Raw genomic sequence first — 13,676 nt, 5'->3', positions numbered from 1 at the left:
TCACACGGCCGCGGGATGGAAGCCCCGCAGCCGCAGCGCGTTGGCCAACACGCTGACGCTGGAGAGCGCCATGGCGCCGGCCGCGATCATCGGCGAGAGGGTGAGGCCGAAGGCCGGGTAGAGCACGCCCGCGGCCAGCGGGATCAGGAGCACGTTGTAGCCGAACGCCCAGGCCAGGTTCTGGCGGATGTTGGCGAGGGTGGCGCGGCTCAGGCTCGCCGCCGTGGCCACGGCCGTGAGGTCGCCGCGCATCAGCACGACGTCGGCGCTCTCGATGGCGATGTCCGTGCCCGCGCCCATCGCAATGCCGACGTCGGCGGCGGCGAGCGCCGGCGCGTCGTTGATCCCGTCGCCCACGAACGCCGCCGCGCCGTATCGGGCGCGGAGCGCCGCGAGGGCGGCGACCTTGCCGTCGGGCAGCACCTCGGCGACCACCTGGTCGATCCCCAGCGCGTCGGCGACCGCACGGGCGGTGCGCGCATTGTCTCCGGTGATCATCGCCACCTTGAGGCCGGCCGCGTGCAGGGCCGCGAGCGCCGCCGGCGTCGTCGGCTTGATCGGGTCGGCGACCGCGATCAAGGCGGCCAGCCGGCCGTCGACGGCCATGAACAGCGGCGTCCGCGCCTCGGCGGCCAGGCGGGCGGCTTCGGTCGCGAGGGCGGCGACGTCGACGCCCAGGCGCAGCATGTAGCGATCGGCGCCCACCTGCACGCGGCGGCCGTCCACCCACGCCTCGGCGCCGAAGCCGGGGACCGCTTCGAAGCCGTCGGCGGCCCCCCAGGCGAGATCTCTCTCGGCCGCCGCTTCGACGATGGCCGCTGCGATCGGGTGCTCAGAGCGCGCCTCCACCGCCGCGGCCAGCCGCAGCGCCTCGTCGGCCGCGAAGCCCTCGGCCGGGATCAGGTCGGTGAGCGCGGGCCGGCCCATGGTCAGCGTGCCGGTCTTGTCGAAGGCCACGACCTTGACGTCGCGCAGCGCCTGCAGCGCCTCGCCGCGGCGGAAGAGGACGCCGAGCTCGGCGGCCTTGCCCGTCCCCACCATGATCGAGGTCGGGGTGGCCAGGCCCATGGCGCAGGGACAGGCGATGATCAGCACCGCGACGGCATTGACCAGGGCGAAGCCGAGGGCCGGGCTGGGTCCGAAAGCGAGCCAGGCGGCGAAGGTGGCCACGGCGACGACGATGACGGTGGGCACGAACCGGCCGGTGATCCGATCGACCAGCGCCTGGATCGGCAGCTTGGCGCCCTGGGCGGTCTCCACCATGCGGACGATCTGGGCGAGCAGGGTGTCGGCGCCCACCCGGGTCGCGCGGAAGCGGAAGGCGCCGGTCTTGTTGACCGTGCCGCCGACGACCTCGTCGCCGGCCCCCTTCTCCACGGGGACGGGTTCGCCGCGGATCATGGACTCGTCGACGAAAGAGGCGCCGTCCGTCACCTCGCCGTCGACCGGCACGCGCTCGCCCGGGCGAACGGCGACGACGTCGCCGGCGCGGACCTCCGCGATCGGGACCTCGGTTTCGCGCCCACCGCGCACGACGCGGGCGGTCTTAGCCTGCAAGGTCATCAGCCGGCGGATGGCCGCGCTCGTGCGGCCCTTGGCCAGCGCCTCGAACAGCCGCCCGAGCAGGATCAGGGTCACGATGACCGCCGCCGCCTCGTAGTAGACGTGGTCGGCGCCGGCCGGCAGAAGGCCGGGCGTGAAGGTCGCCACCGCCGAGTAGGCGAACGCGGCGCTCGCGCCGAGAACCACCAGCGAATTCATGTCCGGGGTGCGCCGCAGGAGGTTCGGGACGCCCTTGCGATAGAAGCGCAGGCCCGGCCCGAAGAGGACCAGGGCCGCCAGCGCGAAGCTCATCCGGCGCCAGGGCTGCTCGCCGATCGTCGCGTCGAGCCAGTAGTGGACGCCCGGCAGGAAATGGCGGCCCATCTCCAGCAGGAACAGGGGCGCCGTGGCCAGCGCCGCCACGACTACGGCGCGCTTCAGGCCGGAGATCTCGGCGGCGCGGGCCGCCTGCTCTCGATCGGCCCGTTCGGGCGTCGCCGATCCGGCCGGCGCGGCCTCATAGCCGGCGGCGGTCACGGCGAGGATCAGGGTCGCGGGGTCGGGGCCGCCCTCCAGCACGCGCACGCGCGCCCGCTCGGCGGCGAGGTTCACCTCCGCGCCGAGCACGCCCCGGACCGCGGCGAGCGCGCGCTCCACACGTCCGACGCAGCTGGCGCAGCTCATGCCGCCGATCTTGAGCTCGACCACCGTCTCCATCGGCGCGTAGCCGGCGCGGCGGATCGCGTCGGCGACGGCTTGCGCCGAGCCCTGCGGGGTCAGTTCGACGCGGGCGCGCTCGGCGGCCAGGTTGACGCTCGCCGCGGCCACGCCGGCCACGCCTGCGATCGCCGCCTCCACCCGTCCGACGCAGCTCGCGCAGGTCATACCGAGGATGGGAATGTCGATCATCTCGAGACGGGACTGGGGCATGGGGCGACTCCTGAACGCGACGCCCAGCGCAGATGGGGCTTCCCATCATGGGAAGGTCAAGGGCGCGGATGTAGCGGCGACGGGATCGGAGGGCCTTCAAGTCTCCAATAATGGGAAGGTTTCCATGCCCTCTGTCGGAGGTCCGAGAGCAACTGGGGGGCGAGGTTGACATCGTTCCTGCGCGCGAGAGGTGAGAGTTTCTCATAACGGGAAGCTGTTCTTCTGTCCTGCGAGGCGTCTATAAAAGCGGCGCCGGGGGCATGGGGGCGCTATGCTTTCTTCAATACGAAGAAAGCGGCATTTTACTGGGATGTCCGCGGATGGAGGCATGTCCTTGCCAGGGGCCGCGGTTCGTGAACCCCGGCCTGATCGACGTTCACGCAAACGTCGCAAATTGCTGCCCGCCGCGGCGGCTTCTTATGTATATACATGACTTGACACCCGCTTCCCAGCGAACCGAGAACTCGAAGACCGGAGCCGGTGACACGCGTCGCGGGCCGCTCCGACGTCCAACTGAGGGGGTGGCATGGATCAGGTTTCAAAGCGTCGGCTGTTTGCGAGCGCCTGCGTCGCTCTAGCTATGAGCGGCGGCGCCGCGGCGGCGCAGACCGCCGCGGACAGCCGCGTCGACGAGGTCGTCGTCACCGGCAGCCGCATCAAGCGCGCGGACATCACAGGGGTCGGCCCGGCGACGGTCGTCACCGAGGAGACGATCGCGCGCACCGGCCTTGCGAATGTCGAGACCCTGCTGCAGCGCCTTCCGGCGTCGGCCGGCAACGCCGGCGGCCAGACCAACGCCTACTGGACCGGCAACGGCTACGGCACGGCCCAGGTGAACCTGCGCGGCATGGGCATCAACCGGACCCTGGTGCTGCTGAACGGCCGTCGGGTGGTCTACGGCGGCACCGGCGCCAACAGCGCGGTGGATCTGAACACCATCCCCGCCGCCCTCATCGGCCGCATCGACGTCCTCAAGGACGGCGCCTCGGCGATCTACGGCGCCGACGCGGTGGCCGGGGTGGTCAACATCATCACCCGCACCGACTTCGAGGGCGTGCAGGTCACCGGCAAGTACGGCGTCACCGACGAAGGGGACGGCGAGGAGTTCACCGGCGACCTGCTGTGGGGCCTGCGCGGCGAGCGCGGCGGCTTCACGGCGGCGGTGAACTACCAGAAGACCAAGCCGGTCAACATGGCCGATCGCGAGCCCTGCGGCCTGGGCGAGGTCGGCGGTCAGCTGGTCTGCGTCGGCAGCGCCTCGACCGTCGGCGGCCGCGCCGTGCTGCCGAACGGCCAGCAGATCAACTTCAACCAGACGCCCGGCGGCAACGGCAACTTCTTCGAGCCCTACAGCGCCGCCAAGCACAACTTCAACTCCAACCCGTTCCTCAACGCGGTGAGCGCCATCGAGCGGATCAGCGTCGGGGTGTTCGGGGACTACGACCTCACCGACGACGTCGAACTGTTCGGCGAGTTCATGTTCACGAACCGGGAGAGCGACCAGATCGCGACCCCCGGCACCCTGCGCAACCTGGTGATCCCGGCCGCCAACCGGACCAACCCCACCGGCCAGCAGATCACCCTCATCCAGCGTCGCCTGGCGGAGCCGGGCCCTCGCCAGTTCTTCCAGGAAACCGACACCTGGCGGCTGGTGGGGGGTCTGCGCGGCAAGTTCGCCGGAGACTGGACCTGGGAAGTGGCCGGCAACTGGGGCAAGACCAAGGGCGTCGACGGCTCCACCAACATCGCCAACCTGCAGCGCGTGGGCGAGACCCTCGCCGCCTGCCTGCCGGGCGCCACCACCACGGCGCCCTGCGGCGACTATCTGGGCGCAGGCGACCTCACGCCCCAGGTGCTGAACTACATCCTGGCCACCACCCGCGACAACGGGGGCAACGAGCAGAAGAGCGTCACGGCCGACATCACCGGCACGCTCTTCGAGCTGCCGGCCGGCCCGCTGGCGGTGGCCGCGGGCGCGGTCTACCGCGAGGAAGTCGGCTACCGGAACCCGGACGCCCTGACGGTGCTGGGCGTGGCCAACACCAACCAGCAGAGCCCGATCCGCGGCGAGGTGAAGACCAAGGAGGCCTATGCCGAACTGTCGGCGCCGTTGCTGGCCGACATGCCGCTGGTCGAGCGGCTCGAGCTTAACGGCGCGGTCCGCTACTCCGACTACAACCTGTTCGGCGATAACTGGACCTACAAGCTGGGCCTCGACTGGACGGTCATGTCGGGCCTGCGCCTGCGGGCCACCTACGGCACGGGCTTCCGCATCCCGAGCGTGCCGGAACTGTTCGGCGGCGTGGCCGAGGGTAACCTGACCACCACCGACCCGTGCAGCCGCTACTCGACCAGCACCAACGCCACCCTGGTCGCCAACTGCCGCGCCTCGGGTGTTCCGGCCGGCTATGTCCAGCTGGGCAATACGGTCCTGACCACCGTCGGGGGCAACCAGAACCTGCAGCCGGAGAAGTCGGAGAACCTGACCCTGGGCGTGGTGTACCAGCCAACCTACGCGCCGGGTCTGTCGATCACGGTCGATTACTTCGACATCGAGATCAAGGATGCGATCCGCAACATCCCCGGCTCCACGAAGCTGGCGGTCTGCTACGCCAGCGCGAACCTGTCGCACCCGTTCTGCTCGCCCACCCAGTTTCGTCGCAGCGCTCTCACGGGCGAGGTGAACTTCCTGTCCTCCCAGCCGACGAACGCCGGCAAGGAGACCATGAAGGGGGTCGACATCGGCCTGCAGTACGGCTTCGACGTCCACGGCCTGCGCGCGGACCTCGACTGGAACACGACCTACCTCGGCAAGTATGAGGTAGTGCCCTTCCTGGGCGCGGCCCCGATCGTCTTCGACGGGCGGATCGGCGGCGGCAACGGCGGCTATCCGCACTGGCGCTCGAACGCGGCCTTCACCCTGTCGGACGTCAATTGGAACGTCTCCTGGTCCGTGCAGATGATCGGCAAGGCCAAGGACTTCAACGCCGCGCCGACCGCCATCGGGTCGCGCACGTCCAACGTCTTCTACCACTTCGCCCAGGCCTCCTACCGGATCACCGAGCAGGCCAGCATCGCGGTGGGCGTGGACAACGTCTTCGACAAGGACGCCCCGTTCATCCAGAGCTGGACGGACGCCAACACCGACACCATGACCTACGACCTCCTCGGTCGGCGGGGCTACGTGCGGCTCCAGTACACCTTCTAAAGCCGCCCCCGAGAGCGCCGGCCGGGTCACCCCACTCGCCCGGCCGGCGTTCGACCCGAGACTTGACGAGACGACGACGCATGCGCTGGCCCGCCTTCGCCCGGAAGACCCACAAGTGGCTCGCCCTCCTGGTGGCGATCCAGGCCGTGTTCTGGACGCTGAGCGGCCTCTACATGACCGCCGTCCACATCGACATCATCCACGGCGACCGGCTGGTGAAGGCCGAGCCCGCCGTCCCGCTGGACGTCACCGGCCTGGTGGACCCCGCCCACTTGGCCCACCTGGTCCCCGGGCTTCGCGCCGCGCGGCTCGAGCGGCAGCTGGGAGCGCCGGTCTATGTGGTGGAGACGGAGGCCGGCAAGGCGCTGTTCGACGCCCGCACCGGCGCCAAGCTGTCGCCCCTGAGCGAGGCCCAGGCCCGCGCCCGCGCCAAGGCCCTGTTCGCCGAGGCGGGCGACGTCGTGAGCGCGGAGCTCCTGACCAAGGCGCCGCTGGAGGTCCAGACCCGGCCCATGCCCCTGTGGCGGGTGGAGTTCGAGGGCGCCTGGCGGCCCACGTTCTACATCTCGCCCTTCACCGGGGAGCTGGTGTCACGCCGCCACGACCTGTGGCGCACCTTCGACTTCGTGTGGATGTTCCACATCATGGACTATGACGACCGCCAGGATGTGAACAATCCGCTGATCCGGGTCTTCACCTGGATGGCCGTGGCCACCGCAGCCAGCGGCGCCTGGCTCCTGCTCTACAGCTTCCGCAAAAAGCGCCGCGTGCGCAAAGCCGCCTGAGGCCGCCGATGCTCCTGATCCGCTGGCTTCACAAATGGTTCGGCCTGGTCCTCGGGCTGCAGTTCCTGCTCTGGGCCGTCAGCGGCGCGGTGATGGCGCTGCTCGACCACCACGAGGTGTCCGCCGAGCGCGCGGTCCTGCCCGTCGCCCAGATCGCCGCGCCGGCCGAGCCCCTGTCGCTGGCGCGGATCGTCGAACGCGTGGGCGCTCCGATCCTCAAGCTGCAGCTCAAGCCGCTGTTCGACACCTACGTCTATGAGGTCACCACCGCTGCCGGCGTGCAGCTGCTCGACGCCGCCAGCGGAGCCCCCATTCCGATCGACGCAGCCAAGGCGAAGACCCTGGCCGTGGCGCGCTACAGCGGGGCTGAGCCGGTCCGCTCGGTCGACCGGGTCGACCGGCCGACCCTCGAGACGCGGGATGTCTCGCTGCCGGTCTGGCGGGTGGAGTTCGCGGACAAGGACCGCAACACCCTCCTGGTGTCGGCGACGACCGGCGAGGTGCTGGGGGCGAAGAACGACACCTGGCGGCTGTGGGACATCGCCTGGATGCTGCACATCATGGACTACCAGGAGCGCCAGAGCTTCAACCATCCGCTGATCATCACGGTCGCCTGCGGCGCCGCCTGGCTGGCGCTGAGCGGCCTGATCCTGCTCTTTCGCAGCTTCCGACGGTCGGACGTGTCCTGGCTGCTCGACCCCTGGGACGCCTTCGCGGCGCGCCGCCGGCGGGCCCGCGCGCCGGCGGAGGCCGCGCCGAAAGCTGCGCGGGACGTCTCCTGAGCGCCCCGCTCCGCCGTGGCCCGCCACGGCCGAATCGTGACGCGCTGCTTCCAGCCGACGGCATCAGGCGCGGGCCCATGGCCCCACCCAAGGACAGCACGCTCCACAAGCGGATCCGCGCGGAGATCCAGGCGAAGATTCTGTCCGGCGCCTGGCCCCCGGGCCACCGGATCCCGTTCGAGCACGAGCTGATGGGCGAATACGCCTGCTCGCGCATGACGGTGAACAAGGCCCTGGCGCCGCTCGCGGAGGCCGGCCTGATCGTGCGCCACCGCAAGGTCGGCACCTTCGTGGCGCGGCCCCGCATCCATTCGGTGGTGCTGGACATTCCGGACATCCCCGCCGAGGTCACCGCGCGGGGCGAGCCCTACGGCTATGAGCTGCTGGCGCGCGACGTGCGTCGCGCCGGAAGCGGCGATCTCGACCGGCTCGGCCTGGAACGGCCCGTCGAGGTGCTTGCCCTGCGCTGCCTCCACCGAGCCAGCCGGCGGCCCTTCGCCCTCGAGGACCGCCTCATCAACCTCGAAACCGTGCCCGAGGCGCGCGAGGTGGACTTCGCCGCCACAGCGCCCGGCAGCTGGCTGCTGGGTCACGTCCCCTGGACCGAGGCGGAGCATCGGATCAGCGCCGCCAGCCCCTCGAAGGCGGTCGCCGACCTGCTGTCCATCGAACCGACCTCCGCCTGCCTGGTGATGGAGCGGGGCACGTGGCGGGGTTCCGACCGCATCACCCACGTCCGTCTCACCTTCCCGGGCGACGCCTATGACCTTGTCGCGCGGTTTGCGCCCCAGGGCGCCGGCGGGGCTTCCGAGGAGCCGCCAAGGCCGCGATAGGCTCCCGCGCGCGGGCGCCGAGGACGCGCCGGGGCTCTGCCGAGCCACGCCTAGCTGGGGCTCCGGACCTGCCGGACGGACCCGCCCTCCGGCGGTGCGTAGCTGCGATGGCCGCCGGCCGACGCGCCGCCTCGGCCGCCGCCGCCCCGGACCCCGATCGCGTTGCCAAAGTCGGCCAGGCCGATACTGGCGCCGCCGGCGATCCCCGCGGCGATGGCCGGCGTCTGCAGGAAGAAGATCGCGCCCAGCAGGCACAGGGCGATGAAGATGAGACCTCCAGCCATCGGATCGTCGCCTTCAATCGCAGGCCATTGCTCCGCAACAATCGCCAGCACCAGTTGGACGATGGCCAGAACCAAGGCGAACAACACCAGATAGTTCACGGACTGGCTCAACCATCCGAAGAAGTACCGGCGACTGGCTTCGAAAAGTGCGCAGGCCACGAACAGCGGCCCAAGGGCGATCAACAACGCCAACGCCACCTTGGAAAGTGCGACGATGCCGAACCCCAGTGCGGCGGCGAGGGCCGCGCACACCCAGACGGTCCCGCTCAGGAGCAGCGGCACCCAATCCGTGAGCGTTGCCTGCTCGGCGATCTTCTCCCCGAGGTAGGCCGCTCGGTTGAAGAACTGATCGAAGGCAGCGCCGGCATCACCGACGCCTCCACCTCCGATACCACGGGCGAGAGCATCCGGTAGCCCGTGGAACAGCGGTTGGGCAATCCACGAACCATAGGCGGCCGTCGTGGCCAGAATGACTACCAGCGCCAGCTTCACCGAGCGGACGGCAAAATCCATCAAGGGCTCGGCGATGGCTCCTCGGAGGATCGCGAAGCCATATAGAAGGACATAGAGGACGAGGGCCGCGCGCAACGGACCCGCAACCTCTGCCATAAGCTCGCGGGCGCCGTTGCTCAGGAAGGCGTCGAGCCGAGCGTCGATATAGGCGTACGCGGGCGTGAAGATCCGCAGATCGCCGGCCATCATTCAAACCCTTGACGATAGCGCTCCATCCGGGCGTTGGCCTTGACGCGGTTCAGCGCGGCGCGCGCGTTCTCGCATTCGGTGTCGCGCGCCCCCGCAGCGCAGCGTTCTACGACCTTCTTCGCCGCCTCGGGGTTGGTCTCGAACCAGCTGACGTCGCGGGGCGTGGGGCTGCAGGCCGCGAGGCACAAGCCAAGCAGGACGACCGAACGGATCATTGGAAGCCGCTCCTGTAGCGTTGCATACGGGACTGGCGCGCGGCCGCGGCCCGTTCTCGGTCGCGCTGCGCCTGAAGCCGGGCCTCGGCGTCCTGCGCCATGGCCAGTCCCTGCAGCCGCATCTGGTCGTTCACGCCCATCGCCTGTTCGGCGGCGATGCGCGCCTGCAGGTCCAGGACCGCCCGGGCGTTCGGCGCGGCGTCCAGGGCTCCGAGCAATTCGTTCAGACCCTCGAGCCGTCGCCCGCCGGCGCCGGCCACGGCCCGCCCCAGGGCCAGGTCCCGGGCCGCGCGGTCGCCCTGGCGTTCGAGCTCCTGGCCGAGGGCATCGTCGGCGGGGGGCGCGTAGAGCCGGCCCTCGGCGCGGATCGCGGCCGCCGTGCGTCCGATCTCGCCGAGGGCGGCGAGATCGCCGTTGGCGGCGGCGACATATTTGTCGATGTCGGGCACGAGACCGCGCAGTTCCGGCGCCTTCAGGACGCCGGCCAGCGCGCCGGCGCCCGAGGCGGTGTTGAAGCCGTCGTAGAGCCGCTTGGCCTCGGCGACCTGCGCCTGCAATTCCTTGAGCTGGTCGAGGGCGGTGGTCGCCTGGCGCAGCAGGCTGGCGTAGCTGGCCACATCGTGGACCATCATCTGGGCCGAGGCGGGGTGGGCGAACGCCAGGGCGCCGAGGACGGCGAGCGGGATCAGGGGCTTCATGGGAGCTGCCTCCGTTGGGTGCAGAAGGGAACCATCCAGCCGGCGGGATCGTCGCCGTGCCGAGCGCGGATACGGTCGAGGAGGTCCACGGTCTCGGCGCGGCCGGACAGGATCGCGAGCTCGTCGTCGAGCCCGCCGAGGTCCAACTCGGCCACCACGGAGTCGAGTCCCTGCTTGACCAGGAATCGGCGCTGGACGGGCGCGAGCTCCTCGCGCACCAGCGCGAACTCTCGCTCGGAGAGGCCGAAGCCCTCGATGTAGTCGCGCGCCGTGGCCTGCGGGTTGGGCAGGAAGATCTTCGTCGCGCATTGCTCGACGATGGTGTGGGCGATGGGCGCGCGCAGGACGTCGGCCGGCGACTGGGTGCCGAGGACCAGCAGGGCGTTCTGCTTGCGGAAGGTCTTCAGGCCGTCCTGGGCGAGTCCGCGGAAGGCCTCGTCGCCCAGCGCCTTCCAGAACTCGTCGACGTCGATGATCAGGCGCCGTCCGTCCACCAGGCCCTGCAGGCGGTGGAAGAGGTACAGCATGAGGGGCGTGCGCACGTCCGGCGCATCGAGCACGTGGGTCATGTCGAAGCCCACGAGGCGCGCATCGAGCGGCAGGAGGTCGGCCTCGCCATCGAGCGCCCAGCCGAGCGCCTGGCCGGAGCGCCACCGATCGAGCCGCGCCCCGATCCCGCCGGCGTCGCGCTGGCCCAGCAGGGCCCGCAGCGCGGCCACGGACCGGTTGGCGGGCGGCAGGGGCAGGAGCGCGGCGACGGCTCCGTCGATCGCGGCCTCCTCCTGCGGCGTCAGCGGCCGGTCGCCGGGACGGACCATCTGGCGGACGAGGACGCCCAGGAAGGCGCGGTCCGCCGGGGTGTCGGCGAGCGCCTTCAGGGGCGCGAAGCCGGTCGGCCGCCCTGGGGCGAGGGCGAGATAGGTTCCGCCGCAGGCGCGCACGAAGATCTCCGCGCCCCGGTCCTTGTCGATGAACACCTGCTGGGCGCCGAGCTTCTCCAGCTGCGCCAGCATGAAGTTCTGGACCACCGTCTTGCCCGACCCGGACGGGCCGCAGATGAAGGTATGGCCGAGGTCGCCCACGTGGAAGCTGAAGGCGTAGGGCGAGCCGGCCGAGGTGCGCAGCGTGGTCACCGCCGGCCCCCAGTGGTTGCCCTCGGCCCGGCCGGCCGGATGGGTGTGGAAGGGCGCGAAGCTCGCGAAGTTGCGGCTGGTGATCGCCGCCGGGCGGAGGCGCAGGCGGAAATTGCCCGGGAACTGCGCCCAGAAGGCGGCCTCCAGTCCGAGGTCCTCGCGCGCGGCCACCAGCCCGGCGTCGGCGAGCAGGGCGCGGGCGCGCGAGAGGTGGTCGGCGAGCGCACGGGGGGTGTCCCCATAGACCAGCAGCGAGGCCTGGTGCTCGCCCATGACGAAGCGGTTCGACATCAGCTCGTCGAGCGCGGCGTCCAGGCCCTCGATCTGCGAGGCGGCCCGATCCCGCGCCGACAGCATCTGGTTCTGCTTGCGGGTCATCACCCCCTGCGCGGCCGCCTTCGACAGGAAGCTGAAGGATTGCGACGCCACCAGCGGGAACGGCGCGGAGAGCAGGCCGTCCCAGAGGCCCGGCCGTGTGGAGGCCGGGTACTCCTTGATCCCCAGCATCGCCGCGTAACGGGCGCTGGCCGTGTCGCGGACCTCGAGCGCCTCGCGGCCGAAGATCAGCCGGCAGGTGTAGAGCGCCTCGCCGAGGTGGCCGCGGACCAGTGGGACCCGAGCCGGCTCGCCGGTGAGCACGCGGCGCAGCATCTCCAGGGGCGCCGAGAACAGCAGGCCGCCGCGCTCGTAGAGCCCGAGGGGCTCGGCGCCATAGCGCGCCAGGTGCTGGACGAGCGCCTGGCCGGCGTCCTCGAGCTCGCGGACGGCGTCGTCGGTCGCCAGGTCCATCCCGCTCGCGCGGATCAGGCGGCCCACCCAGGCCTGCGTGCGGGCGGCGGCGTCGCGGCCCGGATGCGTCACGAGGGTCACGTAGAGCTCGTTGACGAACAGCCGCTGGCGTCCGAGGCGGGCGCGGTAGGCGCCGTCCAGCTGGCGGGCGAAGTCGGAGCGGAAGCGCCCGTCCCCGGGGGGATCGGCCTCGCGCCGTACGAGATGGTGCCAGACCGCCAGGCGATCCGAGGCGATGTTGCGCCAGGCGCCGTTGAGCTTGGCGTGGCGGTCGTTGAGGTCCCGGACGTCGGCGGTTTCGAAACTTGCGCCGTCGAGGCGGAAGGCGAGCATCAGGGCCCCGGTGTCGAGAGCGACGACGCGGTCGTTGACGTGGCGGGCGTAGGGCAGGGTGCGCGAGGCCTGAAGCTCGCGCCCGCGCGCCCGGTCGGGCGCGGCGTGCAGGGCCAGCTCAGACATGGGGGACGCCCCGGCCCGACGGCCGCCGCACGGGCAGGGGGCTCGCCGAACTGCCGCCCCAGAGGCCGCCGTTCCGCGCGCGACCCTTGGTCTCCAGGAAAAGGTAGAGCACCCGGAAGGCGTTCGGATCGGACCGACAGATGGCCTGGAAGATCGCGTGGAGGGCCGGGGCGATCAGCAGGTAGAGCAGCGAGCCGCCCCCCAGGAACGCCACGGTGGAGACGATGAGGTTGACGCCCATGGCCTCCATGGGGACCCCGAGCACCAGGGCCGGCCGCGTGCAGGCGAGGAACAGGATATCTTCCTGCAGCCGTTCGCTGGCCATCAGCCGCCTCCGCCGCCGGTGATCAGGTCGACGATGGTCGAGGCCCCGAAGATGACGATGATGCCGACGACCACCGTGCCGGCTCGGCGCAGGTCGATCTGTCCGAACATCCAGACGATGCCGGTGACGATCACCGCCAGCACCGCGAGGCCCCGGACCACGCCGCTGTTCAGCAGGTCGATGATGTTCTGGATGAAACCGCCGAGGTCGCCGCCCACGTCCTGGGCGAAGGCGGGGCCGGCCGCCAGCGAGGCGCAGGCGGCGAAGAGGGCGAGGCGGCGAGCGCGGCGCGGTGCGATCACGGCGTGACTCCTGTGGCGGACATGACGAAGCGGATGGGCCGCAGGCCGGCGCGGCCGAACGCGTCCCAGGCGGGCGGCGGCGCGGCGGGCCCGGGCGTCGCGGCGGGCGGGGCGGGTCCGCCCGCCTGCGCCAGGACCCGGGCCACATAGCCGTTGGCGAACCCCCGCGCGGCGTCCCCGGTGTTGTAGACGCTGAGCGCGACGCGCAGCGCCGCCTGCCCCGCGCCATGCCGGGCGCGGCCGCGCGCGTAGCCCTCCCTGAGGATCTGCGCGGCGGCGGCGAGGTTGCGGCACGGGTCGAACGCGGCCTCGATGGAGAGGTTGAGGCGCGCAAGGTTGCGGATGTTGATCTGCGCCAGGCCCAGGTCGATGTCGCGGCCCGCGGCCGCCAGGGCCCTCGCCGCGGCGGCGGCCTCGCCCGGCGTCGCGGCGGCGGGGCGCCGCACCGGGGGGCCGTTCACGCCGATCGCCAGCGGATCGAGTCGGCTCTCGGCGCGGGCCACGGCCAGCAGGGTGGCCGGCGCGACGCCGGGCGCGCAGTGCGTGGCCAGATCGACGACGGCTTGGGGATCCAGCATTGGGCCCGTCCTTTCGCCAGCAGGCTGGCGGGGCGGCGCGATGGGCGCGAGGGCGTAACCTCCACCCGCGTCCCTGACCAATGCGCCAGAATTTGGCGCGCGGGACGCCGC

The 13,676-nt window shown here is 71.3% G+C and carries 12 protein-coding genes; 4 read left to right on the top strand and 8 right to left on the bottom strand.

What is annotated here, in order from left to right:
* On the bottom strand, window positions 1-2,472 hold the full coding sequence (locus tag EPO51_RS11505) for a heavy metal translocating P-type ATPase (protein ID WP_293350365.1): 2,472 nt from the start codon (window positions 2,470-2,472) through the stop codon (window positions 1-3).
* Between the two features lie 526 nt (window positions 2,473-2,998).
* Between EPO51_RS11505 and EPO51_RS11500 the strand changes: the two genes are divergently transcribed.
* The 4 genes from EPO51_RS11500 (at window position 2,999) to hutC (ending at window position 8,080) form a co-directional block, all read left to right on the top strand.
* Window positions 2,999-5,680 carry a TonB-dependent receptor gene (locus EPO51_RS11500; RefSeq protein WP_293350362.1) on the top strand — a complete coding sequence of 894 codons (2,682 nt, stop codon included), beginning with the start codon at window positions 2,999-3,001 and terminating at the stop codon, window positions 5,678-5,680.
* A gap of 80 nt (window positions 5,681-5,760) precedes the next feature.
* Complete coding sequence (locus EPO51_RS11495) at window positions 5,761-6,465, top strand: PepSY domain-containing protein (RefSeq protein WP_293350359.1); 705 nt, start codon at window positions 5,761-5,763, stop codon at window positions 6,463-6,465.
* An 8-nt stretch (window positions 6,466-6,473) separates the two neighbouring features.
* The gene (locus EPO51_RS11490; RefSeq protein WP_293350356.1) at window positions 6,474-7,247 is read left to right on the top strand and encodes a PepSY domain-containing protein; all 774 of its coding nucleotides are present in this window, start codon (window positions 6,474-6,476) and stop codon (window positions 7,245-7,247) included.
* 77 nt (window positions 7,248-7,324) lie between these two features.
* Window positions 7,325-8,080 carry a histidine utilization repressor gene (gene hutC, locus EPO51_RS11485; protein WP_293350353.1) on the top strand — a complete coding sequence of 252 codons (756 nt, stop codon included), beginning with the start codon at window positions 7,325-7,327 and terminating at the stop codon, window positions 8,078-8,080.
* A 50-nt stretch (window positions 8,081-8,130) separates the two neighbouring features.
* Here the strand turns inward: hutC and EPO51_RS11480 are convergent, their stop codons facing one another.
* From EPO51_RS11480 to EPO51_RS11450, 7 genes are read right to left on the bottom strand one after another with little or no spacing between them, the layout of a single operon-like run.
* Window positions 8,131-9,063: a TrbL/VirB6 family protein gene (locus EPO51_RS11480; protein WP_293350351.1), complete on the bottom strand. Its 933-nt coding sequence runs from the start codon at window positions 9,061-9,063 to the stop codon at window positions 8,131-8,133.
* Window positions 9,063-9,281 (bottom strand): EexN family lipoprotein, encoded by a 219-nt coding sequence (locus tag EPO51_RS11475; protein ID WP_293350348.1) that lies wholly within the window; start codon window positions 9,279-9,281, stop codon window positions 9,063-9,065. Before EPO51_RS11475 ends, EPO51_RS11480 begins: the two co-directional genes overlap by 1 nt.
* A complete protein-coding gene (locus EPO51_RS11470; protein WP_293350345.1) occupies window positions 9,278-9,979 on the bottom strand; it encodes a TrbJ/VirB5 family protein in 702 nt (233 codons plus the stop codon). The genes EPO51_RS11475 and EPO51_RS11470 overlap by 4 nt, the downstream gene beginning before the upstream one ends.
* Entirely contained in the window at window positions 9,976-12,360 is a 2,385-nt protein-coding gene (locus tag EPO51_RS11465; protein WP_293350342.1) for a VirB4 family type IV secretion/conjugal transfer ATPase, read from the bottom strand. The genes EPO51_RS11470 and EPO51_RS11465 overlap by 4 nt, the downstream gene beginning before the upstream one ends.
* Window positions 12,353-12,685: a VirB3 family type IV secretion system protein gene (locus EPO51_RS11460; protein WP_293350339.1), complete on the bottom strand. Its 333-nt coding sequence runs from the start codon at window positions 12,683-12,685 to the stop codon at window positions 12,353-12,355. Before EPO51_RS11460 ends, EPO51_RS11465 begins: the two co-directional genes overlap by 8 nt.
* Complete coding sequence (locus EPO51_RS11455; protein WP_293350336.1) at window positions 12,685-12,987, bottom strand: TrbC/VirB2 family type IV secretion system protein; 303 nt, start codon at window positions 12,985-12,987, stop codon at window positions 12,685-12,687. The genes EPO51_RS11460 and EPO51_RS11455 overlap by 1 nt, the downstream gene beginning before the upstream one ends.
* Window positions 12,984-13,565, bottom strand: a complete 582-nt coding sequence (locus tag EPO51_RS11450) for a lytic transglycosylase domain-containing protein (RefSeq protein ID WP_293350333.1) — start codon at window positions 13,563-13,565, stop codon at window positions 12,984-12,986. The genes EPO51_RS11455 and EPO51_RS11450 overlap by 4 nt, the downstream gene beginning before the upstream one ends.
* Window positions 13,566-13,676 lie beyond the last annotated feature (111 nt).

Origin of the sequence: Phenylobacterium sp., assembly GCF_004297125.1 — a bacterium.
In the GTDB taxonomy this organism is placed as follows: domain Bacteria; phylum Pseudomonadota; class Alphaproteobacteria; order Caulobacterales; family Caulobacteraceae; genus Phenylobacterium.
This window is presented reverse-complemented; position numbering and strand designations above follow the sequence as displayed.